The organism is Kitasatospora sp. NPDC002227 (genome assembly GCF_040296285.1).
Taxonomy (GTDB): Bacteria; Actinomycetota; Actinomycetes; order Streptomycetales; family Streptomycetaceae; genus Kitasatospora.
This window is the reverse complement of record NZ_JBEOWY010000056.1, coordinates 1-26,554: the sequence shown is the minus strand read 5'-3', so window position 1 is coordinate 26,554 and position 26,554 is coordinate 1. Positions and strand designations below refer to the sequence as shown.

The following is a 26,554-nucleotide window of genomic DNA, read 5'->3' as shown; positions in this document are numbered from 1 at the left end:
CAGAGTAGAGCAGCCGGGGGTGACGCCACGGACGGGTGACGCCACCCCGACACACGTCAGCTCTGGAGCAGCCCCGTGAAGGCCGGCCGCTCGAGCGCCTGGGCGAGCGAGGCCCGCCAGTCGGCCAGCGGGGTGAGGCCGGCGGCCCGCCAGCGGTCGTGGCCGAGCACGCTGTACCCGGGCCGGACGGCCGGGCGGGGGAAGGCGGCGGAGCTGGTCGGCCGGATGCGCTCCGGGTCGAGCCCGCTCAACTCGTAGGCAGCGCGCGCGAGTTCGTACCAGGTGGCACTGCCGGCGGCGGTGCCGTGGTAGACCCCGGGCGGCGCGTCGACGGCCCGGCCGAGCGCGGCCAGCTGCTCGGCGAGGGCCAGCGACCAGGTGGGCTGGCCCTGCTGGTCGTCCACCACGTCGAGGCTGGGCCGCTGGGCGGCGAGCTTCAGCATGGTGGCGACGAAGTTGCCGCCGTGCTCGCCGTAGAGCCAGGCCGTCCGCACGATGTAGCCACGCGAAGGCAGCAGCTCGAGCACCGCCCGCTCCCCCACCAGCTTGCTGCGGCCGTAGGCGTTGAGCGGCCCGGTGGCGGCGTCCTCGGGGTACGGCGCGGAGCCGTCGCCGGGCAGCACGTAGTCGGTGGAGACCTGGACCAGCCGGGCGCCGGTCTCGGCGCAGGCCCGGGCGAGGTGCTCAACCCCCGTGCCGTTGACGGCGGTTGCGGCCTCCTCGGCCGCCTCCGCGCCGTCCACGTCCGTCCAGGCCGCGCAGTTGACCACCACGTCGTGCCCGGCCACGGCGGCCCGCACGGCCGCCGGGTCGGTGATGTCCAGGGCTGCGCGGTCGTAAGCGGTGACCTCGTCCGAAGACAGCACCGACACCACGTCCCGGCCGAGCATCCCGCCCGCGCCGGTCACCAGCCAGGAGGTCACTTCAGGCCCGCCTTGGCCTTGAGCGGCTCCCACCAGGCCCGGTTCTCGCGGTACCAGGCGACGGTGGCGGCCAGGCCGTCCGCGAAGGAGACCTGCGGCTCGTAGCCCAGCTCGGTGCGGATCTTGGTGATGTCCAGCGAGTAGCGCAGGTCGTGGCCCTTGCGGTCGGTGACGTGCTCGACCCGCTCCCAGCCGGTGCCGGTGGCCTCGAGCAGCAGGCCGGTCAGCTCCTTGTTGGTGACCTCGGTGCCGCCGCCGATGTTGTAGACCTCGCCGGCCCGGCCGCCGCGCATCACCAGCTCGATGCCCCGGCAGTGGTCGGAGACGTGCAGCCAGTCCCGGATGTTGCCGCCGTCGCCGTACAGCGGCACCGAGCGGCCGTCGATCAGGTTGGTGGTGAAGAGCGGGATGACCTTCTCGGGGAACTGGTAGTACCCGTAGTTGTTGGAGCACCGGGTCACCACCACGTCCATGCCGTGGGTGCGGTGGTAGGCCAGCGCCAGCAGGTCCGAGGAGGCCTTCGAGGCGGAGTACGGGGAGTTGGGCGCCAGCGGCCACTCCTCCGTCCAGGAGCCTTCGGTGATGGAACCGTAGACCTCGTCGGTGGAGACATGGACGAAACGCTGCACACCATGGCGGAGCGCGGCATCCAGCAGCACCTGGGTGCCGACCACGTTGGTCATGACGAAGGGCCCGGCGCCCTCGATCGAGCGGTCCACGTGCGACTCGGCGGCGAAGTGCACCACCACGTCGTGGCCGGGCATGACGGCCTCGACCACGGCGGCGTCGCAGATGTCGCCGCGGACGAAGGAGTACCCGGGGTGGTCGGCGACCGGCGCGAGGTTGACCTCGACCCCCGAATAGGTGAGTTTGTCCAGCACGGTGATGCGAGCGGAGGCGTCCGCGCCGAGCAGCGAACGGACGAACTCCGAACCGATGAACCCGGCTCCGCCGGTCACAAGGATGCGCATAATCCGGGCAGTGTACCCGCGGACGGCCAATTTCCGGGTTCGGCCGACTACCGGCCGTCATCACCCGGATAGGCTGCCGCCATGCGAGGAATTCTGCTGGCCGGTGGGACCGGCTCGCGGCTCTGGCCGCTGACCCGCGCGGTGTCGAAGCAACTGCTTCCGGTCTTCGACAAGCCGATGATCTACTACCCGCTCTCCACCCTGGTCATGGCCGGGATCAGCGAGATCCTGATCATCACCACCCCGGAGGACCAGGCCCAGTTCCACCGACTCCTCGGCGACGGCTCGCAGTTGGGCCTTCGGCTGGAGTACGCGGTGCAGGAGCGGCCCGAGGGCATCGCCCAGGCGTTCGTGCTGGGCGCCGACTTCATCGGGGCCGAGGGCGTCGCGCTGATCCTCGGCGACAACATCTTCCACGGCAGCGGCCTCGGCACCCGGCTCGCCCGGCACACCGACGAGAAGGGGGGCAGGGTCTTCGCCTACCCGGTGGCCGACCCGCGCGCCTACGGCGTGGTCGAGTTCGACGCCGAGGGCCAGGTGCTCTCGATCGAGGAGAAGCCGGCCCAGCCCAAGTCGCGCTACGCCGTGCCCGGGCTGTACTTCTACGACAACCGCGTGGTCGAGATCGCCCGGGGCCTGCAGCCCAGCGCCCGGGGCGAGTTGGAGATCACCGCGGTCAACGACGCCTACCTGCGCGAGGGCGAGCTGCACGTCACCAGGCTCGACCGGGGCACCGCCTGGCTGGACACCGGCACCTTCGTCTCGATGGTGCAGGCCTCGGAGTTCGTCCGGGTGATCGAGGAGCGCCAGGGCTTCAAGATCGGCTGCCTGGAGGAGGCGGTCTGGCGGGCCGGCCTGATCGACGACGCCCGGCTGCGCGAGCTGGCCGAGCCCCTGCTCAAGAGCGGCTACGGCCGCTACCTGCTGGACCTGCTGGACGAGAAGGCCATGGCCGAGGAGAACGACCGGTGAAGTTCCGCGAGTTGAGCATTCCGGGGGCCTTCGAGATCACCCCGCAGCAGCACGGCGACCCGCGCGGCCTGTTCATGGAGTGGTACCGGCACGACCGCCTGGCCGAGGTGGTCGGCCACCCGCTGCGCCTGGCCCAGGGCAACCTCTCGGTCTCCGCCAAGGACGTGGTCCGCGGCATCCACTTCGCCGACGTGCCGCCCAGCCAGGCCAAGTACGTCTCCTGTGTGCGCGGCGCGGTGCTCGACGTGGTGGTGGACATCCGGGTCGGCTCGCCGACCTTCGGCCGCTGGGAGTTCGTCCGCCTGGACGACGTGGACCGCCGCTCGGTGTACGTGCCCGAGGGCTTCGGCCACGGCTTCTGCGCGCTCACCGACGACGCGACCCTGCACTACGTCTGCTCCGAGACGTACAACCCCACCGGCGAGCACGCGGTGCACCCGCTCGACCCGGACCTGGCCATCGCCTGGCCCACCGACGCGCCCCAGCTCTCGGCCCGCGACGACGCCGCGCCCACCCTGGCCGAGGCGCTCGCCGCCGGCCTGCTGCCCTCCTACGAGGAGTGCATGAAGTACACCGCGTCGCTCTAGCGGCAAAGCCAGAGGGCCCGCCCCCTCCACCGTCCTGACGGACGGGGAAGGAGCGGGCCCTCTGTTGGTCAAGATCGAGCCGGAGCCCGGTCTAGAACCTCAAGGAAATTACTTGAGGATCTTGGTGACCTGGCCGGCGCCCACGGTACGACCACCCTCACGGATGGCGAACTTGAGGCCCTCCTCCATGGCGATCGGCTGGATCAGCACGACGTTCATGCCGGTGTTGTCGCCCGGCATGACCATCTCGGTGCCCTCGGGGAGGGTCACGACGCCGGTCACGTCCGTGGTACGGAAGTAGAACTGCGGGCGGTAGTTGTTGAAGAACGGGGTGTGACGGCCACCCTCGTCCTTCGACAGGATGTAGGCCTGGGCCTCGAACTCGGTGTGCGGGGTGACCGAACCCGGCTTGATGATGACCTGGCCGCGCTCGACGTCCTCGCGCTTGATGCCACGGAGGAGCAGACCGACGTTCTCACCGGCCTGGCCCTCGTCGAGCAGCTTGCGGAACATCTCGATACCGGTGACCGTGGTGGTGGTCTTGGTGTCCTTGATGCCGATGATGTCGACGGTCTCGTTGACCTTGAGGACACCACGCTCGATGCGGCCGGTGACGACGGTGCCACGACCGGTGATCGTGAAGACGTCCTCGATCGGCATCAGGAACGGCTGGTCCACGGCACGGGCCGGGGTCGGGATGGCCTCGTCGACCGCGTGCATCAGGCCGAGGAGCTTCTGGCCCCACTCGGCGTCGCCCTCGAGGGCCTTCAGCGCGGAGACGCGGACGACCGGCAGGTCGTCGCCCGGGAACTCGTACTCGGAGAGGAGCTCACGGACCTCGAGCTCGACGAGCTCCAGGATCTCCTCGTCGTCCACCATGTCGGCCTTGTTCAGGGCGACGACGATGTAGGGGACGCCGACCTGGCGGGCCAGGAGGACGTGCTCCTTGGTCTGCGGCATCGGGCCGTCGGTGGCGGCGACGACGAGGATCGCACCGTCCATCTGGGCCGCACCGGTGATCATGTTCTTGATGTAGTCCGCGTGACCCGGGCAGTCGACGTGGGCGTAGTGACGCGCCTCGGTCTGGTACTCGACGTGCGCGATGGAGATGGTGATACCGCGCTGACGCTCCTCCGGCGCCTTGTCGATCTGGTCGAACGGCGTGAAGGGGTTGATGTCCGGGTACGCGTCGTGCAGCACCTTGGTGATGGCCGCGGTAAGGGTCGTCTTACCGTGGTCGATGTGACCGATGGTGCCGATGTTGACGTGCGGCTTCGTCCGCTCGAACTTCGCCTTCGCCACTGCAGTCCTCCTGAGGACAGTTCTGTACGCCGTGCTGACGTCAGTTGGTCTTTGATCGGGTTGGGAACGGGGTGCCCCGGTGGGGCAACCCATGCCGTCCCGCGGTTTGGGCGGAGGAGACCCGGGGGAATCGCGTGGATTCCCCCGGTTCGCCTCCTAATAGCCTAAGGGTTGTGAAACGTCCCGATTACGGGAGTCATTCGCCCTTGGACTTGGCGATGATGTCGTCCGCCACGTTCCGCGGAACCTCGGCGTACGAGTCGAACTGCATCGAGTAGCTTGCGCGACCAGAGGTCTTGCTGCGCAGGTCACCGACGTAGCCGAACATCTCGGAGAGCGGCACCAGCGCCTTGACGACGCGGGCACCGTGACGCTCCTCCATGGCCTGGATCTGGCCACGGCGGGAGTTGATGTCGCCGATCACGTCGCCCATGTAGTCCTCGGGGGTGGTGACCTCGACGGCCATCATCGGCTCGAGAAGAACCGGCGACGCCTTCTTGGCACCTTCCTTGAACGCCATGGAACCGGCGATCTTGAACGCGAGCTCGGAGGAGTCGACGTCGTGCGAGGCACCGTCGAGCAGGCTCACGCGGACACCCTGGAGCGGGTAGCCGGCGAGGACACCGAACTCCATGGCCTCCTGGCAACCGGCGTCGACCGAAGGGATGTACTCCTTCGGCACGCGGCCACCGGTGACCTTGTTCACGAACTCGTAGCCGTCCGTGGTCTCGAGCGGCTCGATCGCGATCTGGATCTTCGCGAACTGGCCGGAACCACCGGTCTGCTTCTTGTGCGTGTAGTCGATGCGCTCGACGGCCTTGCGGATCGTCTCGCGGTAGGCGACCTGCGGCTTGCCGACGTTGGCCTCGACCTTGAACTCACGGCGCATACGGTCGACGAGCACCTCGAGGTGCAGCTCGCCCATACCCGCGATGATGGTCTGGCCGGTCTCCTCGTCCGTGTTGACCTGGAAGGAGGGGTCCTCCTCCGCGAGACGCTGGATGGCGACACCCAGCTTCTCCTGGTCGCCCTTGGACTTGGGCTCGATCGCGACGCGGATGACCGGGGCCGGGAAGTCCATGGACTCCAGGATCACCTGGTTCTTGTCGTCGCTCAGGGTCTCACCGGTGGTGGTCTGCTTGAGACCCATGACGGCGACGATGTCGCCGGCGCCCACCGAGTCGATCTCCTCACGCTTGTTCGCGTGCATGCGGTAGATCTTGCCGATGCGCTCCTTCTTGCCCTTCACCGAGTTGAGGACGGCGGTGCCGGCCTCGAGACGCCCGGAGTAGACGCGAACGAAGGTGAGCTTGCCCAGGTGCGGGTCGGACATGATCTTGAACGCAAGCGCGGCCAGCGGCTCGTCGTCCGAGGCCTTGCGGTGGATCTTCGTCTCCTCGTCGCCGGGCTTGTGGCCCTCGATGGACTCGATGTCCAGCGGCGACGGGAGGTAGTTGACGACCGCGTCGAGCAGGGGCTGAACGCCCTTGTTCTTGAACGCGGTGCCACAGAAGATCGGCGTGAAGGCGGAGGCCAGCGTGCCGCGGCGGATACCGGCGATGAGCTGCTCCTCGGTGGGCTCGACGCCCTCGAGGAAGAGCTCCATCAGCTGGTCGTCGCCCTCGGCGGCCGTCTCGAGCAGCTTCTCGCGGTACTCGTCCGCCTGGTCCTGGAGGTCGGCCGGGATGTCGACGACGTCGTACATCTCGCCCTTGGTGGCCTCGGCGGACCAGACCAGCGCCTTCATGCGGACCAGGTCGATGACGCCGGCGAAGTCGCCCTCGGCACCGATCGGGAGCTGCATCACCAGCGGGGTGGCGCCGAGGCGGTCCACGATGGTGTCGACGCAGAAGAAGAAGTTCGCGCCCGTGCGGTCCAGCTTGTTGATGAAGCAGATGCGCGGGACGCCGTAACGGTCAGCCTGCCGCCACACGGTCTCGGACTGGGGCTCGACACCGGCAACACCGTCGAACACCGTGACAGCACCGTCGAGCACGCGGAGCGAGCGCTCCACCTCGACGGTGAAGTCGACGTGGCCCGGGGTGTCGATGATGTTGATGGTGTGGTCGACGTTGTCGAGCGTCCAGTGGCAGGTCGTCGCGGCCGACGTGATCGTGATGCCGCGCTCCTGCTCCTGCTCCATCCAGTCCATGGTGGCAGCGCCATCGTGGACCTCACCGATCTTGTACGAGACACCGGTGTAGAACAGGATCCGCTCGGTGGTGGTGGTCTTGCCCGCGTCGATGTGCGCCATGATCCCGATGTTGCGGACCTTGGCGAGGTCAAGGGAGGTTGCAGCCATGGTGGCTCGTTCTCTCTCTGTCTAGTGACGGGGTTCGGACTACCAGCGGTAGTGCGCGAAGGCCTTGTTGGACTCGGCCATCTTGTGGGTGTCCTCGCGACGCTTCACGGAAGCGCCCAGGCCGTTGCTGGCGTCGAGGATCTCGTTGAGCAGACGCTCGGTCATGGTCTTCTCGCGACGGGCGCGGGAGTACCCGACCAGCCAGCGCAGCGCCAGGGTGTTGGCGCGGCCCGGACGGACCTCGACCGGCACCTGGTAGGTGGCGCCACCGACGCGGCGGGACTTGACCTCGAGGGTCGGCTTGACGTTCTCGAGCGCGCGCTTGAGAGCGACCACGGGGTCGGCACCGGTCTTCTCACGGACACCCTCGAGGGCGCCGTACACGATCCGCTCGGCGGTGGAGCGCTTGCCGTGCAGCAGGATCTTGTTGACCAGCGAGGTCACGAGCGGCGAGCCGTAGACCGGGTCGATGATGACCGGGCGCTTCGGGGCGGGACCCTTACGAGGCATTCTTACTTCTCCTTCTTGGCGCCGTAGCGGCTACGAGCCTGCTTGCGGTTCTTGACACCCTGGGTGTCGAGCGAGCCGCGGATGATCTTGTAGCGGACACCAGGAAGGTCCTTCACACGGCCACCGCGAACCAGCACGATGGAGTGCTCCTGCAGGTTGTGGCCCTCGCCCGGAATGTAGGCGGTGACCTCGATCCCGCTGGTGAGGCGCACACGGGCCACCTTACGAAGCGCGGAGTTCGGCTTCTTCGGGGTGGTGGTGTACACACGCGTGCAGACACCACGGCGCTGCGGGGAACCCTTCAGCGCGGGCGTCTTGTTCTTCTCGACCTTGTCCTGCCGGCCCTTTCGGACCAGCTGCTGGATCGTAGGCACCGTTTCTCCGTTTTCTGTGTGCCAAGGCTGCGTAAAACTAACCTGCGGTGACCTCAACTCTCCGACCCACGCGGTCGGGCGTGTTGAGCCTCTTGGAAGAGGTATCGCGGAATCCCATGAGCTGATCTGCAGCGGCGGCGCTCACGACAACGGAGTACTCGTACTCCGGCGACAGCGGCCGGTTTGCATGCACGCACAAGGACCCGGGGACACCCCAGGCACAAGGTCAGAGCGTACCTAGCGCATCGGCGCCGGTCAAAACAAATGCAACGCCGCAGCTCGGCGCGGACGGGGGCGGTACACCCGACCGGCGCAACGGGGCCCTGCCGTCATACCACAGACGGCCCCGACGGGCGAGCCGGGACCACCTGGCGAGCCGCTAGTGACCGCCCGCGAGGATCGCGAGCAGGGCCAGCAGCACCCAGCCTCCGACCGAGATCCAGCCGAGCACCAGGGCCGCGATGACCAGGCCCTCACCCTGCTGACGGCGCTGCTTGAGCTGGTGCGAGGCGATGTGGCCGGTGATCACCGCAGGCAGCCCGAGGGCGCCCATGGTGGGCAGGCAGAGCACGCCGAGCACCAGCGAGGCCACCGCCATCGGATTGGTCGGCGGCTTGGGCGGGGCGAGCGGGAAGAAGGTCTGCGGCACGCCGGGGGCGGGCTGGCCCAGCGGCCCGGCCGGCAGGTCGGCGGTCAGCTGGGCCAACTCGCCGTACGTCCTGGCGGCGCTGGCCAGGTCGAAGCGCTGCGAGTACTCCTCGGCGCTCAGCCGGCCCTCCGCGTACGCGGCCTTGAGCACGTCCACCGCGCGGTCACGGTCGGTCTGCGCGGCGCGCATCCCGGGGTGGGGTTGCTGGGGCTGCCCCCACGGCTGCACGTCCACCCGGTACCTCCAGCACCCGCGGAGCACGCCGACCGCGCCCCTCCCGTCATGGTGCAGGACGAACGGAGCCCGGCGGTAGTTTCAGACCGGCCGGACCGATCGGGCCCGAATTCACCCGTACGGCCCAGCGACCCCTGCCGACCGGCGGATTCCGGCAGCCCGTGCCCGGTGAGAGGCTGTCAGCAGATCCGGACACCCGTCCGAACCAGCACCAACGGGGGGACCAGCACCATGCAGCCGACCACACCACCGACCGCCGCCGTGAGCATCCACAACCTGTGGAAGCGCTTCGGCGAGCAGACCGCCGTGGCGGGGCTGACCCTCGACCTCCCGGCGGGCTCCTTCATCGGCCTGGTCGGCCCGAACGGCGCCGGCAAGACCACCACCCTGTCGATGGTCACCGGGCTGCTCCGCCCCGACCACGGCACCGTGCTGATCCACGGCCACGACGTCTGGGGCGACCCGACCGCCGTCAAGGCCCGGATCGGCATCCTGCCCGAGGGCCTGCGGATGTTCGAGCGCCTGAGCGGGCGCGAGCTCCTGCAGTACAACGGCCGCCTGCGCGGCCTGCCGGGCGCCGAGGTGGACCGCCGGGCCGAGGAGCTGCTCACCGTCCTCGACCTGCAGGGCGCCGCCGACAAGCTGGTCGCCGACTACTCCACCGGCATGCGCAAGAAGATCGGCCTGGCCGCCGCGCTGCTGCACAACCCCGACGTGCTCTTCCTGGACGAGCCCTTCGAGGGCGTCGACCCCGTCTCCGCCCAGACCATCCGCGGCGTGCTCAAGCGGTACGCCGCCGCGGGCTCCACCGTGGTCTTCTCCAGCCACGTGATGGAGCTGGTCGAGCAGCTCTGCGACTGGGTCGCCGTGGTCAACGCCGGGCAGATCATCGCCCAGGGCCCGCTCGACTCCGTGCGCGGCGACCGCTCGCTGCACAGCGTCTTCCTGGAGCTGATCGGCGTCCGCGAGGACGACGGCGAGGCGCTCGGCTGGCTCGGCGCACGCAGCTCGGAGGCCGGCCGATGAGTGTCGGAGTGCTCCCCGACGACCGGGACGTCGTCCGCACCCTGGTGCGGCTCAAGCTCCGGCTGCTCGCCAACGGCCTGCGGCGCAGCCCGCAGCGCCGGGCCGTCTACCTGACGGGCACGGGCGTCGGCCTGCTCTTCGTCGCCCTGATGGCCACCGCCTTCGCCTTCCTGCACGGCCACCCCGGCGCCGCCGACGCGGCCGCCATGCTGGTCACCGCCATGACCCTGACCTGGGCCGCGCTGCCGCTCTTCTTCTTCAACAGCGACGAGGCCGCCGACCCGACCCGCCTCACCATGCTGCCGCTGCGCCCCCGCGCGATCCTGCGCGGCACCCTGCTCGGCGCGCTGATCGGCCCCGGGCCGGTGCTCACCGCGCTGCTGCTGACCGGCGCCGCGATCGCCGCCTCGACCGGTGCGGCCGCGATCCCGGCCGCGCTGCTCGGCGTACCGCTGGCCCTGCTCACCCTGGTCACGCTCTCCCGCGCCGTCGCGGCCGGCAACGCCCGGCTGCTCTCCTCCCGGCGCGGCAAGGACTTCGCCATCTTCGGCGGACTGCTCTTCGCCCTGCTGATCCAGGCCGGCAACCTCGTCTCGCAGAGCATCTTCGGCCACGGCAAGCACTCGCTCGACCTCACCCCCCTGAAGCCCTTCGCCGCCGTACTGCGCTGGATCCCGCCGGTCAGCGCCGTGGACGCCGCGCGCAGCGCGGGCGACGGCGCCTACCTGACGGCGGTGGCGCAGCTCGCGCTGACCGCCGCGCTGCTGGTGCTGCTGCTGCGCTGGTGGGGCGCGACCCTGCAGCAGCTGATGGTCACCGCCGACGCCTCCACCCAGATCGACACCACCTCGGTCGGCCGCTCGCGCGGCTTCCGGTACCTGCCGCCCGGGCGGGCCGGCGCCGCCATGCAGCGGCACCTGCGGTACGCCTGGCGGGAGCCGCGGGCCAAGGCGGCGGTCTTCACCAGCATCGGCATGACGCTGGTCTTCTGCGTGCTCTCGGTGATCCAGGGCTGGGCCACGGTGTACGTGGTGGCGCTGGCCGGGATGATGCTCGGCCTCCAGATGGTCAACCTCTTCGGCATGGACGGCTCGGCCTTCTGGATGGTCGCCGCCACCATCGCGACCCTCCGCGACGCCCGCGACGAGCTCCGGGGCCGGGCGCTGGCCGTGGTCTCCTACGCCCTGCCGAGCATCCTGCTGCTCGCGCTGGTCCTCGCCACCGCCAGCGGCAAGTGGGCCGAGCTCGCGCCCGCCCTCGGCATCACCCTGGCCGGCCTCGGCTCGGGGGTGGGGCTGGGCGCCATGCTGAGCGTGCTGGCGCCGTACACCATGCCTGCGGACGGCAACCCGATGCAGAACGCCGCGCCGGGCCAGAGCGGTCTGGTCATGCTCAACGCCTTCGGCTCGATGTTCGGCGTAGCGGTGCTCAGCGCCCCGGTGGGAATCCTGCTCGGCGTCCTCCTCGCCACCGACACCCCGGCCTGGCCGGTCCTCCTGGTCGGCCCGGTGTACGGCGCCGCCCTCGCCGTGGCGGGCGTCCGCATGGCGGCGGGTCGGATGATCGACCGCCTCCCGGAGCTCCTGGCAGTGGCGGTGGAGCGCAGCTGACCCGGCATGATTGAGTGACGGGTCCGGCGCCGGCGGAGGAGTGACGTGATGGACGAGCTGGTGGCGCGAGCCGTCCAGGATGCGGTGGCTGCTCCGCCGAAGCGGTTGGACCTGGTGCTGGACAGCGGCGCTTCGCTGCTGGCTGCCTCGGCCGAGAGCTGGCCGGCCGTGAGCCGGGCGCTGCTCGGGTACGCCGAGCGGGCGGTGGGCCGGGCCTGGACGGGCGGCTGGCGGCCGGCGGATCTGGTGCGGGTGGTGCGGCGCGAGCTCGGTGCCGTACACCTCGCGCTGGCGGTCGACCTGATCGCCGCCGAGGGCCGCCGCCACCCCGCCGCCACGCTGGACCGCCGGTGGCAGGAGCAGCTGCGCGAGCTCGCGGTGGAGGTCTGGTGGCCCGCCGACGAGGCGTACCTCACCGAGTTCGCCGCCCGGCACCGGCTGGACCGCTTCGCGCTGGCCACCGCCGCCCTCGAACTGCTGCGCGCCTGGGGTCTGCTGCCGCCGGTCACCCCGGTCGGCCCGGCCCCGGGCGCGGCGCCCGCACGGCCGGCGGGCCCGGTGGCCGGGGAGCCCCGGATGCTCTCCCGGATCCGCGCGCTGCTGGCCAAGGCCGAGTCCACCGAGTACCCGGAGGAGGCCGAGGCCCTCTCCGCCAAGGCCCAGCAGCTGATGGCCCAGCACAGCATCGACGAAGCCCTGCTGGCCGTCGGGAAGCCCTCCGCCGACACCCCGGCCGCGCTCCGGATCGGGGTCGACAACCCGTACGAGAGCCCCAAGGCGATGCTGCTCGACGCCGTCGCGGGGGCCAACCGGTGCCAGGTGGTGTGGGCCAAGGAGTTCGGCTTCTGCACCATCGTCGGCTTCGACGGCGACCTGGACGGGGTCGAACTGCTCTACACCTCGCTCCTGGTGCAGGCCACCGCCGCGATGAACCGGGCCGGCAGCCGCCAGCACCTGGACGGCGCCTCCCGTACCAAGGCCTTCCGCCAGTCCTTCCTGATCGCGTACGCGGCCCGCATCCGCGAACGGCTCGCCGCCGCGACCGAGGAGGCCACCCGCGCCACCGACGACGACCGCCTCCTCCCCGCCCTCGCGGCCCGCGACGCCGCCGTCCGGCAGACCATCGGCCGGATGTTCCCCAAGGTCACCTCGCAGCGCGTCCGGATCAGCGACGGTGAAGGCTGGCACGCCGGCCGCGCCGCCGCCGACCGTGCCGACCTGCACGGCCGCAAGGGCGCCCTGAAGCGGGGTTGACCTTCCCGGTAGCGTGACCGGCATGACGGGGTATCTGGAGCGGGTTCGGGGATCGTTGTTGGGCGGGGCCGTCGGGGACGCGCTCGGGTGGCACGTGGAGTTCAAGCAGCTCGACGCGATCCGGCACGAGTACGGCGGCAGCGGCATCACCGAGCTGCCGAAGCGCGGTGAGGTCACCGACGACACCCAGATGACCCTCTTCACCGCCGAGGGCCTGATCCGATCCCGCCTGCACGACGCCGAGGCCCCGCCGGCCCTGCACGCCGCCTACCGGCGCTGGCTCCGCACCCAGTACTACGAGATGCCCGCCGCCCCGGACGGCTGGCTGGCCGGGCAGCAGTTCCTCTACGCCAGGCGCGCCCCCGGCAACGCCTGCCTGAGCGGCCTGGAGAGCAACCGCCGCTTCGTGCCCCCGGCGCCCCTCGGCGACCTCGGGCCGGTCAACTCGCACTCCAAGGGCTGCGGCACCGTCATGCGCTCGGCGCCCTTCGGCCTGGCCCGCCTCGGCTCCCGCCGTGCCTTCGAACTCGCCGCCCGCTGCGCCCAGCTGACCCACGGCCACCGCACCGGCTACCTCGCGGCCGGTGCGTTCGCCGCCCTGGTCGAGCGTGTGGTCGAGGGCGTCCCGCTCCTCCAGGCGGTCGAGGAGACCATGCTGCAGACGAGTGCGTACACGGGCGGGGAGGAGACGATCGCCGCCCTCGAGCGCGCGGTCCGGATCGCCGCCGAAGGCGACCCGAGCGCGGAGAAGGTCGAGCGGGTCGGCCTCGGCTGGATCGCCGAGGAGTGCCTGGCCATCGCGGTGTACGCGGCGCTGGCCGGGGCCGACGCGCGCGAGGCCGTCGTGCTCGCGGTGAACCACTCGGGGGACAGCGACTCCACCGGCGCGGTCTGCGGCAACCTGGTCGGCGCGCTGTACGGCGAGGCGGCGCTGCCCGCCTCCTGGACGGCCACGGTCGAGGGCCGCGAGGTGATCCTCCAGGTCGCCGAGGACTTGGCGGCCGCCTTCACCGGCGACCCCACCGGTCTCGCCGCCCGCTACCCCGCCCAGGCGCGGCCGTAAGGACGCTCATACTGATGGTCATGGAAGCTGCGCGACGTACCACCACCCTCCTGCTGGCGGCCGCCGCACTGGCCCTGCTGACCACCGGCTGCTCCTCCGACGCGGCCGCGCCCGCCGCTGCCGCCGGAGGGTCGAGCACCCCGGGCGCGCTCTCGGTGCAGGGCCCGCGCTCGCACCTGGAGCTCAGCGGCGCGCGGCTGGCGGGCGGCGAGCTCAAGCTGACGGTCCGCAACGAGGGCAAGGTGCCCGAGCACCTGTCGGTGGTGAGCACCGAACAGGACGGCCGGGCCACCCTGACCGGCAGCCAGGGCCCGGACAACGCGCTCACCTCCGCCGGCGTCCTGATCAAGCCGGGCGAGTCCGCCGTGTTCGGCGGCCAGGGCCCGACCATCAAGTTCCCCAAGCCGGGCGCCGCCCACCCGACGGACGTCGACACCATCCTGATCTTCAGCGTCTCCGGCCTGGTCCACCTGACCACGCCGACCGGCTGAGACTAAGAACCCGGCTTCTCCGCAGCGGTACGGAAGCCGACGGTCAGCGCCACCGCCTTGGCGAAGTCGGCCGCTCCTGGCGCGGCCGGTGCCGAGTAGTCGAGCACCACGCCGACGGACCGCTCGTCCGCCCAGGCACACACGGGCATGTCCCAAGTCCGGTCCGTCCCGTGCTGGGTCAGTGCGGCGCACCGCAGGACGGCCGACGCCGCACCTGACCCGTAGCTCCGGGCCGGGGTCTCGGTGAGCGGGGCGTCGTTGGCGTTCCTGGCTTTCAGCACGGACAGCAGCACCTGGTCGGCCTGCCCGGCGAGATCCGCCGAATGGAACCGGGGCCGGCTGACTCCGGCGAAGTAGACCGGCCGGTTGATGTCGTACGTGCCGGAGGCGGGGGCACCGGTGTGCTCCGGGAAGAGCACTGCGAGCTGCTCGCCCATCCGCTCGGACAGGCCACCTGTCCTGGGCGACTTCTTCGCCTCGCCGACACTCGGCGGCGCGACCAGGGCGTCGACCCGTGCCGGCGGCGCGGCAGCTGCCCCGGTGCTCGTTCCCGCCACCGGCCCGGGCACGGATCCCGCCGCCGAACAGCCCGTCACGCTCGCGGCCAGCAGGCAGGCCGCTGCCGCCCCCCGAAGTCTCATCATCCCCCGTACCTTCCGGACGGCCGGCTCAGCGCGCGGCCGCCCTCACAGTTCCACCACCAGCTCGGTGAGCCCCCGGATCACGTACCCCGGCTGCCAGGACGGCTCCCGGACCAGTCGCAGGCCCGGGGCCCGGCGCAGCAGGGCGCCGAAGGACTCGGTGAGCTCCATTCTGGCCAGCGGGGCGCCGAGGCAGAAGTGAATTCCGGCGCCGAAGGAGATGTGCGGGTTGTCGGTGCGGCCCAGGTCCAGGGTGTCCGGGTCGGTGAAGCGGGCCGGGTCGCGGTTGGCGGAGCCGAAGAGCAGCGCCAGCTCGGCGCCCCGGGGGACGGTCACCCCGCCGATCTCGATGTCGTCGAGGACCCATCGTTCGAAGAGCTGCAGCGGGGTGTCGTAGCGCATCAGCTCCTCGACGGCGGTGGGCAGCAGCTCGTCCACCGCGCCCCGCAGCCGGGCGAGTTCGCCGGGGTTGCGCAGCAGCGCCCACCAGCCGTTGCCGGTGGTGTTGACGGTCGCCTCGTGGCCGGCGTTGAGCAGCAGGACGCAGGTGGAGACCAGCTCCTGCTCGCTGAGCGCCTCGCCTTCGTCGTGGGCCTGCACCAGCTCGCTCAGCAGGTCCGGGCCCGGTGCCGACCGCCGGCGGGCGATCAGTTCGCGCAGGTAGTCGGAGAACTCGACGCTGGCCGCCACCGCCAGGCGGGCGGTCTCCGGCGAGGGGTTCAGCTCGAACATGCCGGTGATCGCGGCGGACCACGGGCGCAGCAGGCCCCGGTCGGTCTCGGGCACGCCGAGCAGTTCGGCGATCACGGCCACCGGCAGCGGTTCGGCGACCTCGGCGATCAGGTCACCGCCGCCCGCCGCGAGCAGGCGGTCGACCAGCTCACCGGCCGATCCGGCCACGGTCGGGCGCAGCGCCTCGACCGTGCGCGGGGTGAAGACCTTGGAGACCAGCCGCCGGATCCGGGTGTGGTCGGGGCCCTCCAGGTCGAGCAGACCGTTGCCGTTGAGGGTGTGGAAGGGCTCGTGCGCCGGGTCGGGCTCGGGGCGGCCGAACTCGGCGTGGCTGAACCGGTGGGTGTAGACCCGGCCGAGCCGCCGGTCCCGCAGCAGCGCGCTGACGTCGGCGTAGCGGGAGACCAGCCACTGCCCGGTCGGCTCGTACCGCACCACGGGCGCCTGCTCCCGCAGCGCCGCGTACGCCTGGTACGGCTCGGCCACGAAGGCCGCTGACTGCGGATCGAACTCCGGCATCATCCGGTCATCGTACGCACCGGATCACCCGAACTCCCCCGCCAGGATGCGCCGCACCAGCCCGGGCAGCGAGGCGGAGATCGGCTCCCGGATCACCTCCTCGGCGACGTGGTCGTACGGGGTCTCGGTGGCGTTGACCACGATCAGCCGGGCGCCCGCGGCGACGGCGATGTCGACCAGACCGGCGGCGGGGTGCACCTGGAGGGTGGAGCCGATGGCGAGGAAGACCTGGCAGGCGGCGGCCACGGCCTGGGCCTTGTCGAGCACGACCGGGTCGAGCAGCTCGCCGAACATCACGGTGGCCGGCTTGAGCACCGCGCCGCACTCGCGGCAGGGCGGGTCGCCCTCCCCGGCGGCGACGCGCTCGAGCACCGCCGCCATCGTGCCGCGCTCCCCGCAACCCAGGCACACCACCTGCTGGGCGGTGCCGTGCAGTTCGAAGACCTTGCGGTCGGGCAGCCCGGCCTTCTGGTGCAGGCCGTCCACGTTCTGGGTGAGCACCCGCAGCGGCACCCCGGCGCGCTCCAGCTCGACCAGCGCGCGGTGGCCCGGGTTCGGCTCGGCGAAGGCCGCGCCCACGTCGCGCCGCATCACCCAGGCGCGGCGCCGGATCTCCTCGTCCGCGACGTAGTACCGGTAGGTGACCAGCTTCTCGGCGTCCGGCTCCCGGCGCCAGAGCCCGTTCGGGCCCCGGTAGTCGGGAATCCCGGAGTCGGTGGAGATCCCGGCCCCGGTGAGGGCGGCGATCAGCGGACGGCGGGCGGCAGGAGTGGCGCTCATACCCCGGGACGGTACGGGGTCGTCCCGAGGGGCACGAGCAGGTTTTCCGTGCGCCCCGGCCGGGCGCGGCGGCGGGATACCGTGTGGGCCGTGAGCGGTGTGGCGGAGATGACGGTGTGGCTGCGGAGCCGGACGGCCGGGCAGTTGGCGGAGCTGCTGGCGCAGCGGGGGCTGGCCCCCGGCCTGGCGGCCGTCCCCCGGGAGCGGCTGGCCGGGCAGCTGCTCAGCGCCAACTCGGTACTGAACGGCATGAGTTCACTGAACCTGGCGCAGCTGCAGGTGCTCACCGCGGTCGCCGCGCTCGCCGACCGGCTGCACGGGCCGGTGACGGCGGCGTCCGCCCGCTCAGGGCCGGCCGGCTTCGCCGGGCGGCGTCTCCCGGGCCGGGCGCCGGCTCCGGCCGCGCCGGATCCCGCCGAGCGGCCGGTGCCCCACGAGCTGCTGCTCGACGAGCTGGGCGAGGCCGCCGGGCCGGTGCTGGTGCAGCTGGCCGACCGCGCCCTGCTGCTGCCCTCGCCCGCCGAGCAGTTGGTCCTGCCCGCCGTGCTGCACCAGCGGGCCGCCGAGCTGCAGGGCCTCGGCCACCCGGTGGCGGGGCTGCTCGACGACGTGTACCGGACGGCCGAGCTGCGGCTGATCGCCCACACCCTGGGCCTGCCCGAAAGGCCCACCCGCGCCGAGCAGCTGCGAGGCGTCGTCACGCTGCTCACCGACGCCGAGCGCGTCCGGCAGCTGGCCGCGCAGGCCCCGCCGGAGGCGCTGGAGCTGCTGGCCGAGCTGGTGCCGGGCCCGCCGCTGCTGCGGACGCACTGCTTCGTGCCGGGCAACGGCGCGAGCTACGTCGGCGCGCACGGCTCCTTCGCCTTCCGCCCGGGCGGCTCGGGCGATCCGGGCACGGACTGGCTGGCGGCCCGGGGCCTGCTGGTGCCGGTCGGCACGGACCTCGTGGAGCTCCCGTACGAGATCGGCCTGGCCCTGCGCGGGCCGGCGGCCGCACTCCCGTTCGCCCCCATGCCGGACGCGCTCCCGATGCGTGCGCTGAGCAGCCGTCAGGCGGGCCAGGCGCAGGCCGCGGCCATGGCGGCGGCCTCCCGGGTGGAGCTGCTGCTGCGCGCGGTCGAGGCCACGCCGCCCGGGGTCCGAAAGTCCGGCGGGCTGGCGGTGCGGGACACCAAGGCGCTGGCCAAGGCGGCCGGGGCGGGCGAGGAGCAGACCAGGCTCTGGCTGGATCTCGCAGCCAACGCCGGGCTGCTGGCCCCGCACCGGCCCGGGGCCGACGGCGGCGCGGCCAAGGCCAAGGCCAACGACGTGCCGGTCCGGCTGCTGCCCACCACCGGCTACGACGCCTGGCTGGCCGCGGCGCCCGCCGACCGGCTGCTGCCCCTGGTGGCGGCCTGGGCCGTCACCCCCGAGGTCTTCAGCCACTGGCCCGCCGAGGCGGGCCCGCCGGTCGCCCTGGTCACCCCGCAGGACGAGCTGGCCGTACCGCTGCGGCACGCGCTCCTGGAGGTGCTGGCCCGCCTCCCCGACGGCCAGGGTCTCGGCCCCGTCGCCGCTCTGCCGGGGCCCGCCCTCGGTGCGCTGATGCGGGCGGTCGGCTGGCACCGGCCCCTGCTCGACCTGGTCGACGAGGACCTGGACGCGGTGACGGCCACGCTCGCGGAGGCGGAGCTGCTCGGCGTGGTCGCGGAGGGCGCCCTGACCGAGGTCGGCCTGGCCGTGCTCGGCCTGCTGCGGTCGGGCGCGGCCGAGTACTTCCCCGCCGTCCCCGGCGCCGGTCCTGAGCTCGACGGTCTCCCCCGGCTCGCCGCCGCCGTCGCCGGGCTGCGGGCCGCGCTCGCCGCGTCGCTGCCCGCCCCGCTGCACACCGCCCGCTTCCAGGCCGACCTGACGGTGGTCGTGCCCGGCACACCCGGCCCCGAGCTGGCCGAGCTGATCGGCTCCTGCGCCGACCGGGAGTCCGACGGCCACGCCGTGGTCTGGCGGGTCGGCCCCGGCTCGGTGCGGCGGGCCCTGGACGGCGGAGCCGAGGCGGCCGGGCTGCTGGCGCGGCTGGCCGAGGTCTCCGAGGGCGGGGCTCCGCTGCCGCAGACCCTGGCGTACCTGGTCACGGACACCGCCCGGACGTACGGGCGGATCCGGGTGCTGCAGCCCGGCTGCTGCCTGCGTTCGGAGGACCCGGCCCTGCTGGTCGAGGTCTCCCGGGAGCGCGGCCTGGCCCGCCTGGGCCTGCGGCTGATCGCCCCCACCGTCCTGATCTCCGCCACCGGGCCGGCCGAGACCCTGGCCGCCCTGCGCGGCGCGGGCTACGCCCCCGTCCTCGAAGCCGGGACGGGCGACGCCCTGCTCGAGCGCACCCCGCCGCTGCGGGCGCCGAACCCGATGCCGCCGCTGCTGCGCCGAGGCCCTCAGCTCTCGCCCGCGACCACCGCGCCCGCCTCGTAGGCGAAGACCACCGCGTGCACCCTGTCCCGCAGGTGGAGCTTGGCGAGCACGTTGCTCACGTGCGTCTTCACGGTGTGCTCACTGACCGTCAGCTCGGCCGCGATCTCGGCGTTGGACAGGCCCCGGGCGAGCAGCCGCAGGGTCTCCTGCTCACGGGCCGTCAGCTGGTCGAGCAGCCGCGAGCGCGGCACGGCGGCCGGGCCGGCCGGGCGGCGCGCGGCGAACTCGCTGATCAGGCGTCTGGTCACCGAGGGGGCCAGCAACGCCTCGCCGGAGGCGACCATCCGGACCCCGTGCACCAGGTCGTCCCGGCGGACGTCCTTGAGCAGGAAGCCGCTGGCCCCCGCGTACAGCGCGTCGTAGACGTAGTCGTCGATGTCGAAGGTGGTCAGCATGATCACCTTCGTCCCCGGGTGGCCCGCGCAGACCTGCCGGGCCGCCTCCAGGCCGTCCATCACCGGCATCCGCACGTCGAGCAGCAGCACGTCCGGCCGGTGCTCGGCCACCGCGGCCACCGCCTGCGCGCCGTCCGCCGCCTCGGCGACCACCTCGATGTCCGGCTGGGCGTCCAGGATCATCCCGAACCCCGCCCGCACCAGCTCCTGGTCGTCCGCGACCACCACCCTGATCACGCCAGAACCTCCCCCGTCAGCCCAGTGGCAGCTTCGCGCTCACCAGGAACCCAGCTCCGTCCTCCCGCGGCCCGGCCCAGGCCTGGCCGCCGCAGGCGGCCGCCCGCTCGCGGATGCCGACCAGCCCGCGGCCGCCGGACCACCCGGCACCCCGGTCCGCTCCGCCGCCCCGGCCGTCGTCCGCCACCGCGACCTCCAGCATCTCCCCCGCGAGGGTGAGCCGGACGCTCACCCGGCCGGCGCCGGAGTGCTTGACCGTGTTGGTCAGCGCCTCCTGGACGATCCGGTACGCCGCGGTCTCCACGTCCGGTGGCATCGTACGCTGCTGCTCCACCGGAAGATCGAGATCGACCTCGATCCCCGCCCCGCGCACCCGCTCGGCCACCACCGCCAGCTCTGCGAGCTTGGGCTGCGGCGCCAGCTGCGGGCCGGCGTCCTCCGTCTTCAGCACCCCGAGCACCCGGCGCAGCTGCACCATGGCGTCCCGCCCGGAGTCCGCGATGGTGTCGAAGGCGCGGATCGCCCGGTCCGGGTCGCTGCGCACCACCACCGGCCCGGCCTCGGCCTGGATCACCATCAGCGAGACGGCGTGCGCCAGGATGTCGTGCATCTCCCTGGCGATCCGCCCGCGCTCCTCGGCCACCGCCCGGGCCGCGTCGCTGGCCGCGCGCAGCCCCAGCTCGTGCGCCCGCTCCCGCTCCAGCGCGGCCAGCCGGCGGTTCTGCCGCACCAGCGTGCCGAAGACGAAGCTGCCCACCGACATCATCAGGCTGAACAGCATCCCGTTGATCGAGTACGTGCCGAGCACGTTCGCCACGGTCAGCACGCCGAGGGTGGTCCAGCGCTGCCAGTCCTTGCCCCGGTCGGCCACGGTGTAGATGCTGATCACCATGTAGAGCTCGACCTGCGGCTGCGCCGAGTGCGCGAGGACCGAGAGCGCGATGGCCGGGACGCCGCAGAGCTGGATCACCGCCCACGGGGCCCGCCGCCGCCAGGGCAGCGGCAGGGCGGTGCTCACCGCCAGCGCGTACGTCCACCAGGGCCAGCCGCCGCCGTCGTGGAAGACCGCCCAGGCCGAGACCACGGCCGACAGCAGCGCGAGCAGACTGTCCGCCAGGTACGGGCTGACGCTCCTGCGCCGCCACCGATCCATCTCGGCCCCCTCCGGTCGGGGCGGCAGGCCCGCCCCCGGCAGCAGATCCTGCCGTACCCGCAGGTCGGCGGGCACCTCAGGCCCCGCTGACGGTGACGTCACCCGTCTCGGTGGTCGCGGTGACCGTCCGGGTGGCGGCCGGGTCCTGCTTCACGCCGACGTTCACGTTGCCGGTCTGGGCCTTGGCGTTCACCAGGTAGGCGGCCTCCTTCGGGAGGGTGAGCCGGACGCTGCCGGTCTGGCTGCTGCTGTGCACCTCGGTCACGTCACCCGTGAAGCGCGCCCGGACACTGCCGGTCTGGGTGGAGAGCGAGGCCCTCGCCCCGGCCAGGTCCTCGGCCTCGACGTCGCCGGTCTCCGTCTTCGCGTCCACCTCGGCCTTCAGCCCGGTCAGCTCCACCGACCCGGTGTCGGTGACCACCTTGACCACCGTGCCGGCCGGCACCTTCACCTCGTACCCGACCGCGCAGTTGTGGTCCGGGCAGCGGTAGCCGAGGGTCAGCGTCCCGTCGGCGGCGGTCACGTGCGTGGCGTCGGGCTGCTGGTCCTGGTAGCTGCGGTGCTCGGTGACCTGCACCCCGCTGCCACCGCCGGTGACCTTCACGTCCCCGGTGTCCGCGTGCACCACCAACGCCTTGACCTGGTCCGCCACCCCGTAGCTGACATCCTCGTGCTGCCGGTCGTCCCCCAGGAAGCACCCCGACATCCCGAACAGCACCGCCCCCGTGATCGCCGTCGCCCCGACCACGCGCTTGAACCCACCCATGTCGTCCCCCGCTCGGTTCCACCGCCCGGCCTCCCCGGACACTGAGAATCCTGCCCGCCACCCCCCTCACCCCGACTCCCCCGCCCGGGCGGTTTACTCCCCTCCCCCGCAGGAGGGAGACGGCTGCGGGAACGCCGCAGGGCGGCCACCCCGAGTGGGGTGACCGCCCTGCGGTTCAAGCGGGGACTCAGCCGGTGTACGGGCCGTAGTCGTAGTCGTCCAGCGGGACGGCCTGGCCGGAGCCGGTGCCGAAGGGCGACAGGTCGTAGTCGTCGTAGCCGACGGCCGAGTACATCGCGGCCTTGGCCTCCTCGGTCGGCTCGACCCGGATGTTGCGGTAGCGGGGCAGACCCGTACCGGCCGGGATGAGCTTACCGAGGATGACGTTCTCCTTGAGGCCGAGCAGCGGGTCCGACTTGGCGTGGATCGCCGCATCGGTGAGGACCCGGGTCGTCTCCTGGAAGGAGGCGGCCGACAGCCAGGACTCGGTGGCCAGCGAGGCCTTGGTGATACCCATCAGCTGCGGACGGCCGGAGGCGGGGTGACCGCCCTCGGAGACCACACGACGGTTCTCGGTCTCGAAGCGACCACGCTCGACCAGCTCGCCGGGCAGCAGCTCGGCGTCGCCGGACTCGATGATCGTCACGCGGCGGAGCATCTGCCGGATGATGATCTCGATGTGCTTGTCGTGGATCGACACACCCTGCGAGTTGTAGACCTTCTGGACCTCGGCCACCAGGTGGATCTGGACGGCACGCTGGCCCATGATGCGCAGGACGTCGTGCGGGTTGGTCGCACCCATGGTCAGCTTCTGGCCGACCGCGACCGCCTCGCCCTCGGAGACCAGCAGCTTGACACGCTTGGAGACCGGGTAGGCGATCTCGTCGGTGCCGTCGTCCGGCGTGATGACGATCTTGCGGGTCTTCTCGGTGTCCTCGATCCGCACGCGGCCGTCGGCCTCGGAGATCGGGGCCACACCCTTGGGGGTACGGGCCTCGAAGAGCTCGACGACACGGGGCAGACCCTGCGTGATGTCGTCACCGGCCACACCACCGGTGTGGAAGGTGCGCATGGTCAGCTGGGTACCGGGCTCACCGATGGACTGGGCGGCGATGATGCCGACCGCCTCACCGATGTCGACCAGCTTGCCGGTGGCCAGCGAGCGGCCGTAGCACATGGCGCAGGTGCCGACCGCCGACTCACAGGTGAGGATCGAGCGGGTCTTGACCTCGCCGATGCCGTGGCGGATCAGCTCGTCGATCAGCACGTCACCGAGGTCGGTGTTGGCGGTGGCAAGGAGCTTGCCGTCCACCGTGATGTCCTCGGCGAGCATGCGGGCGTAGACGCTGGTCTCGACGTCGTCCGTCTTGCGCAGCACGCCGTCGGCGCCCACGGTGCCGATCGCCAGCTTCAGGCCGCGCTCGGTGCCGCAGTCCTCCTCGCGAATGATGACGTCCTGGGAGACGTCGACCAGACGACGGGTGAGGTAGCCGGAGTCGGCGGTACGGAGGGCGGTGTCCGCGAGACCCTTACGGGCACCGTGGGTGGAGATGAAGTACTCCAGCACGGAGAGACCCTCACGGAACGAGGCCTTGATGGGCCGCGCGATGGTCTCGTTCTTCGCGTTCGACACCAGACCACGCATACCGGCGATCTGACGCATCTGCATCATGTTTCCACGAGCACCCGAGTCGACCATCATGAAGATGGGGTTCGTCTTCGGGAAGTTCGCGTTCATGGCCTCGGCAACCTCGTTGGTCGCCTGGGTCCAGATGCCGATGAGCTCCTGCTTGCGCTCGTTGTCGGTGATCAGGCCGCGCTCGTACTGGCGCTGCACCTTCTCGGCCTTCGCCTCGTAGCCCTCGAGGATCTGGGGCTTGGTCGGCGGGACGACGACGTCCGAGATGGAGACGGTGACGCCCGAGCGGGTGGCCCAGTGGAAACCGGCCGCCTTCAGGTTGTCCAGGGTCGCCGCGACGGTGACCTTGGGGTAGCGCTCGGCCAGGTCGTTGACGATCGCGGAGAGCTGCTTCTTGCCCACCTCGTAGTCGACGAACGGGTAGTCCTCGGGCAGCAGCTCGTTGAAGAGCGCGCGGCCCAGGGTGGTCTTCAGGCGGAAGGACTCGCCCTCGAACCAGGTGGTCTGGCCGTCCTCGTCCAGCGGCGGGGTCCAGCCGCGCGGCGGCACGGTGCCGATCGGCAGACGCAGCTCGATCGGGGCCTGGACGTCCAGCTCGCGGGCGTCGAAGGACATGATCGCCTCGGCGGTCGAGGAGAAGGAGCGGCCGGCGCCCTTCACCTCCGCACGGTCCGAGGTGAGGAAGAACAGACCGAGCACCATGTCCTGGGTCGGCATGGTGACGGGGCGACCGTCGGCCGGCTTCAGGATGTTGTTCGAGGACAGCATCAGGATGCGGGCCTCGGCCTGCGCCTCCGCGGAGAGCGGCAGGTGGACGGCCATCTGGTCACCGTCGAAGTCCGCGTTGAACGCGGTGCAGACGAGCGGGTGGATCTGGATGGCCTTGCCCTCGACCAGCTGCGGCTCGAAGGCCTGGATGCCGAGGCGGTGCAGGGTGGGCGCACGGTTCAGCAGAACCGGGTGCTCGGCGATGACCTCTTCGAGGACGTCCCACACGACCGGGCGGGCGCGCTCGACCATGCGCTTGGCCGACTTGATGTTCTGCGCGTGGTTCAGGTCGACCAGGCGCTTCATCACGAACGGCTTGAAGAGCTCGAGCGCCATGGCCTTCGGCAGACCGCACTGGTGCAGCTTGAGCTGCGGGCCGACGACGATGACCGAACGGGCCGAGTAGTCGACTCGCTTGCCGAGCAGGTTCTGGCGGAAACGACCCTGCTTACCCTTCAGCATGTCGCTGAGGGACTTCAGCGGACGGTTGCCGGGGCCCGTGACCGGGCGGCCACGACGGCCGTTGTCGAAGAGGGCGTCGACCGCCTCCTGGAGCATGCGCTTCTCGTTGTTGACGATGATCTCGGGCGCGCCGAGGTCGAGAAGCCGCTTCAGGCGGTTGTTGCGGTTGATCACACGGCGGTACAGGTCGTTGAGGTCGGAGGTCGCGAAGCGGCCACCGTCCAGCTGCACCATCGGGCGGAGGTCCGGCGGGATGACCGGGACGCAGTCCAGCACCATGCCGTTGGGCTTGTTGGTGGTCTGCAGGAACGCCGAGACGACCTTGAGGCGCTTGAGCGCACGGGTCTTCTTCTGGCCCTTGCCGCTGCGGATGATCTCGCGCAGGCGCTCGGACTCCTCGGCCAGGTCGAAGGTCTCCAGGCGGTCCTTGAGGGCCGCGGCACCCATCGAGCCGGAGAAGTACGTGCCGAAGCGGTCGCGCAGCTCGCGGTAGAGCAGCTCGTCGCCCTCGAGGTCCTGGACCTTGAGGTTCTTGAAGCGGGCCCACACCTCGTCGAGGCGGTCGATCTCGCGCTGCGCGCGGTCGCGCAGCTGCTTCATCTCACGCTCGGCACCCTCGCGCACCTTGCGGCGCACGTCGGCCTTGGCGCCCTCGGCCTCCAGCTCGGCGAGGTCGGTCTCGGCCTTCTTGGCGCGGTTCTCCAGGTCGGAGTCGCGACGGTTCTCGATCTGCTGGCGCTCGACCGAGACGTGCGCCTCCAGGGACGGGAGGTCGCGCTGGCGACGCTCGTCGTCCACCCAGGTGATCATGTAGGCGGCGAAGTAGATGACCTTCTCGAGGTCCTTGGGAGCAAGGTCGAGGAGGTAACCCAGACGCGACGGGACACCCTTGAAGTACCAGATGTGGGTGACCGGGGCGGCCAGCTCGATGTGGCCCATCCGCTCGCGGCGGACCTTGGCGCGAGTGACCTCGACGCCGCAGCGCTCGCAGATGATGCCCTTGAAGCGGACGCGCTTGTACTTACCGCAGTAGCACTCCCAGTCCCGGGTGGGGCCGAAGATCTTCTCGCAGAAGAGCCCGTCCTTTTCCGGCTTCAGGGTGCGGTAGTTGATGGTCTCCGGCTTCTTGACCTCGCCGTGGGACCACTGGCGGATGTCGTCGGCGGTGGCCAGGCCGATGCGGAGCTCGTCGAAGAAGTTGACGTCAAGCACTGGTCGTCAAGCCCTCTTTCGTGAATCGAGAGTCTGTCTGTTGGTCTGAGGGGGGCCTGGGGGCTGGGCCGGCTCTCTACTTGCGAGAGCCGGCCCGGCCTCCGTCAGACCTCTTCGACGCTGCTCGGCTCGCGCCGGGACAGGTCAATGCCGAGCTCCTCGGCCGCGCGGAACACGTCCTCGTCGGAGTCCCGCATCTCGATGGACGAGCCGTCCGAGGACAGCACCTCCACGTTGAGGCAGAGCGACTGCATTTCCTTGATGAGCACCTTGAAGGACTCGGGAATGCCGGGCTCGGGGATGTTCTCGCCCTTGACGATCGCCTCGTAGACCTTCACGCGGCCCAGGACGTCGTCGGACTTGATGGTGAGCAGCTCCTGCAGGGCGTAGGCGGCGCCGTACGCCTCAAGGGCCCACACCTCCATCTCACCGAATCGCTGACCACCGAACTGCGCCTTACCACCGAGCGGCTGCTGGGTGATCATCGAGTACGGACCGGTCGAACGGGCGTGCAGCTTGTCGTCGACCAGGTGGTGC

General features: G+C 71.4%; 23 protein-coding genes. 8 read left to right on the top strand and 15 right to left on the bottom strand.

Annotated features, from left to right (window positions below):
- Window positions 1–56 precede the first annotated feature (56 nt).
- Together rfbD and rfbB are read right to left on the bottom strand one after the other, a co-directional pair.
- Window positions 57–923 (bottom strand): dTDP-4-dehydrorhamnose reductase, encoded by an 867-nt coding sequence (gene rfbD, locus ABT095_RS32850; protein WP_350533224.1) that lies wholly within the window; start codon window positions 921–923, stop codon window positions 57–59.
- A complete protein-coding gene (gene rfbB / locus ABT095_RS32845; RefSeq protein ID WP_350533223.1) occupies window positions 920–1,894 on the bottom strand; it encodes a dTDP-glucose 4,6-dehydratase in 975 nt (324 codons plus the stop codon). Before rfbB ends, rfbD begins: the two co-directional genes overlap by 4 nt.
- A gap of 81 nt (window positions 1,895–1,975) precedes the next feature.
- On the opposite strand from rfbB, the gene rfbA reads away from it, so the two are divergent.
- Both rfbA and rfbC read left to right on the top strand, forming a co-directional pair.
- Complete coding sequence (rfbA, locus tag ABT095_RS32840; RefSeq protein ID WP_350533222.1) at window positions 1,976–2,866, top strand: glucose-1-phosphate thymidylyltransferase RfbA; 891 nt, start codon at window positions 1,976–1,978, stop codon at window positions 2,864–2,866.
- Window positions 2,863–3,453: a dTDP-4-dehydrorhamnose 3,5-epimerase gene (rfbC, locus tag ABT095_RS32835; RefSeq protein ID WP_350533221.1), complete on the top strand. Its 591-nt coding sequence runs from the start codon at window positions 2,863–2,865 to the stop codon at window positions 3,451–3,453. Before rfbA ends, rfbC begins: the two co-directional genes overlap by 4 nt.
- Before the next feature lie 108 nt (window positions 3,454–3,561).
- Here rfbC and tuf read toward each other — a convergent pair whose 3' ends face one another.
- The 5 genes from tuf to ABT095_RS32810 all read right to left on the bottom strand — a co-directional run bounded on the left by tuf (window position 3,562) and on the right by ABT095_RS32810 (window position 8,824).
- Window positions 3,562–4,755 (bottom strand): elongation factor Tu, encoded by a 1,194-nt coding sequence (gene tuf, locus ABT095_RS32830; RefSeq protein WP_350533220.1) that lies wholly within the window; start codon window positions 4,753–4,755, stop codon window positions 3,562–3,564.
- Between the two features lie 196 nt (window positions 4,756–4,951).
- Window positions 4,952–7,057 carry an elongation factor G gene (gene fusA, locus ABT095_RS32825; protein ID WP_350533219.1) on the bottom strand — a complete coding sequence of 702 codons (2,106 nt, stop codon included), beginning with the start codon at window positions 7,055–7,057 and terminating at the stop codon, window positions 4,952–4,954.
- Between the two features lie 39 nt (window positions 7,058–7,096).
- Entirely contained in the window at window positions 7,097–7,567 is a 471-nt protein-coding gene (gene rpsG, locus ABT095_RS32820) for a 30S ribosomal protein S7 (RefSeq protein ID WP_030457432.1), read from the bottom strand.
- Between the two features lie 2 nt (window positions 7,568–7,569).
- Window positions 7,570–7,941: a 30S ribosomal protein S12 gene (rpsL, locus tag ABT095_RS32815; protein ID WP_014144289.1), complete on the bottom strand. Its 372-nt coding sequence runs from the start codon at window positions 7,939–7,941 to the stop codon at window positions 7,570–7,572.
- A gap of 379 nt (window positions 7,942–8,320) precedes the next feature.
- Window positions 8,321–8,824, bottom strand: a complete 504-nt coding sequence (locus ABT095_RS32810) for a DUF1707 and DUF4190 domain-containing protein (protein WP_350533218.1) — start codon at window positions 8,822–8,824, stop codon at window positions 8,321–8,323.
- A gap of 231 nt (window positions 8,825–9,055) precedes the next feature.
- Here ABT095_RS32810 and ABT095_RS32805 point away from each other — a divergent pair, with 231 nt between their 5' ends.
- From ABT095_RS32805 to ABT095_RS32785, 5 genes are read left to right on the top strand one after another with little or no spacing between them, the layout of a single operon-like run.
- Window positions 9,056–9,850, top strand: a complete 795-nt coding sequence (locus ABT095_RS32805) for an ABC transporter ATP-binding protein (RefSeq protein ID WP_350533217.1) — start codon at window positions 9,056–9,058, stop codon at window positions 9,848–9,850.
- On the top strand, window positions 9,847–11,460 hold the full coding sequence (locus ABT095_RS32800; protein ID WP_350533216.1) for a transporter: 1,614 nt from the start codon (window positions 9,847–9,849) through the stop codon (window positions 11,458–11,460). Before ABT095_RS32805 ends, ABT095_RS32800 begins: the two co-directional genes overlap by 4 nt.
- Before the next feature lie 48 nt (window positions 11,461–11,508).
- Window positions 11,509–12,714: a DUF2786 domain-containing protein gene (locus tag ABT095_RS32795; RefSeq protein ID WP_350533215.1), complete on the top strand. Its 1,206-nt coding sequence runs from the start codon at window positions 11,509–11,511 to the stop codon at window positions 12,712–12,714.
- 22 nt (window positions 12,715–12,736) lie between these two features.
- Complete coding sequence (locus tag ABT095_RS32790; protein WP_350533214.1) at window positions 12,737–13,777, top strand: ADP-ribosylglycohydrolase family protein; 1,041 nt, start codon at window positions 12,737–12,739, stop codon at window positions 13,775–13,777.
- Window positions 13,778–13,797: 20 nt separating this feature from the next.
- The gene (locus ABT095_RS32785) at window positions 13,798–14,268 is read left to right on the top strand and encodes a hypothetical protein (RefSeq protein WP_350533213.1); all 471 of its coding nucleotides are present in this window, start codon (window positions 13,798–13,800) and stop codon (window positions 14,266–14,268) included.
- 2 nt (window positions 14,269–14,270) lie between these two features.
- On the opposite strand, the gene ABT095_RS32780 is transcribed toward ABT095_RS32785, so the two are convergent.
- Genes ABT095_RS32780 through ABT095_RS32770 form a run of 3 tightly spaced genes read right to left on the bottom strand, consistent with a single transcriptional unit; the run spans window position 14,271 to window position 16,940 of the window.
- The gene (locus ABT095_RS32780) at window positions 14,271–14,912 is read right to left on the bottom strand and encodes a hypothetical protein (RefSeq protein WP_350533212.1); all 642 of its coding nucleotides are present in this window, start codon (window positions 14,910–14,912) and stop codon (window positions 14,271–14,273) included.
- 42 nt (window positions 14,913–14,954) lie between these two features.
- Complete coding sequence (locus tag ABT095_RS32775; protein ID WP_350533211.1) at window positions 14,955–16,163, bottom strand: cytochrome P450; 1,209 nt, start codon at window positions 16,161–16,163, stop codon at window positions 14,955–14,957.
- Window positions 16,164–16,184: 21 nt separating this feature from the next.
- Window positions 16,185–16,940: an SIR2 family NAD-dependent protein deacylase gene (locus ABT095_RS32770; RefSeq protein WP_350533210.1), complete on the bottom strand. Its 756-nt coding sequence runs from the start codon at window positions 16,938–16,940 to the stop codon at window positions 16,185–16,187.
- 90 nt (window positions 16,941–17,030) lie between these two features.
- Between ABT095_RS32770 and ABT095_RS32765 the strand changes: the two genes are divergently transcribed.
- Window positions 17,031–19,385, top strand: coding sequence for a helicase-associated domain-containing protein (locus ABT095_RS32765; RefSeq protein ID WP_350533209.1), 2,355 nt, complete (start codon window positions 17,031–17,033; stop codon window positions 19,383–19,385).
- Here the strand turns inward: ABT095_RS32765 and ABT095_RS32760 are convergent.
- From ABT095_RS32760 to ABT095_RS32740, 5 genes are all read right to left on the bottom strand, one after another.
- A complete protein-coding gene (locus tag ABT095_RS32760) occupies window positions 19,349–20,008 on the bottom strand; it encodes a response regulator (RefSeq protein ID WP_350533249.1) in 660 nt (219 codons plus the stop codon). The genes ABT095_RS32765 and ABT095_RS32760 overlap by 37 nt on opposite strands.
- 25 nt (window positions 20,009–20,033) lie before the next feature.
- Window positions 20,034–21,245, bottom strand: a complete 1,212-nt coding sequence (locus ABT095_RS32755; protein WP_350533208.1) for a sensor histidine kinase — start codon at window positions 21,243–21,245, stop codon at window positions 20,034–20,036.
- Window position 21,246: 1 nt separating this feature from the next.
- On the bottom strand, window positions 21,247–21,936 hold the full coding sequence (locus tag ABT095_RS32750) for a DUF4097 family beta strand repeat-containing protein (protein ID WP_350533207.1): 690 nt from the start codon (window positions 21,934–21,936) through the stop codon (window positions 21,247–21,249).
- A 187-nt stretch (window positions 21,937–22,123) separates the two neighbouring features.
- Window positions 22,124–26,017: a DNA-directed RNA polymerase subunit beta' gene (locus ABT095_RS32745; RefSeq protein ID WP_350533206.1), complete on the bottom strand. Its 3,894-nt coding sequence runs from the start codon at window positions 26,015–26,017 to the stop codon at window positions 22,124–22,126.
- Window positions 26,018–26,121: 104 nt separating this feature from the next.
- Window positions 26,122–26,554: DNA-directed RNA polymerase subunit beta (locus ABT095_RS32740; protein ID WP_502885094.1), on the bottom strand; the 433-nt coding region annotated here is incomplete at its 5' end.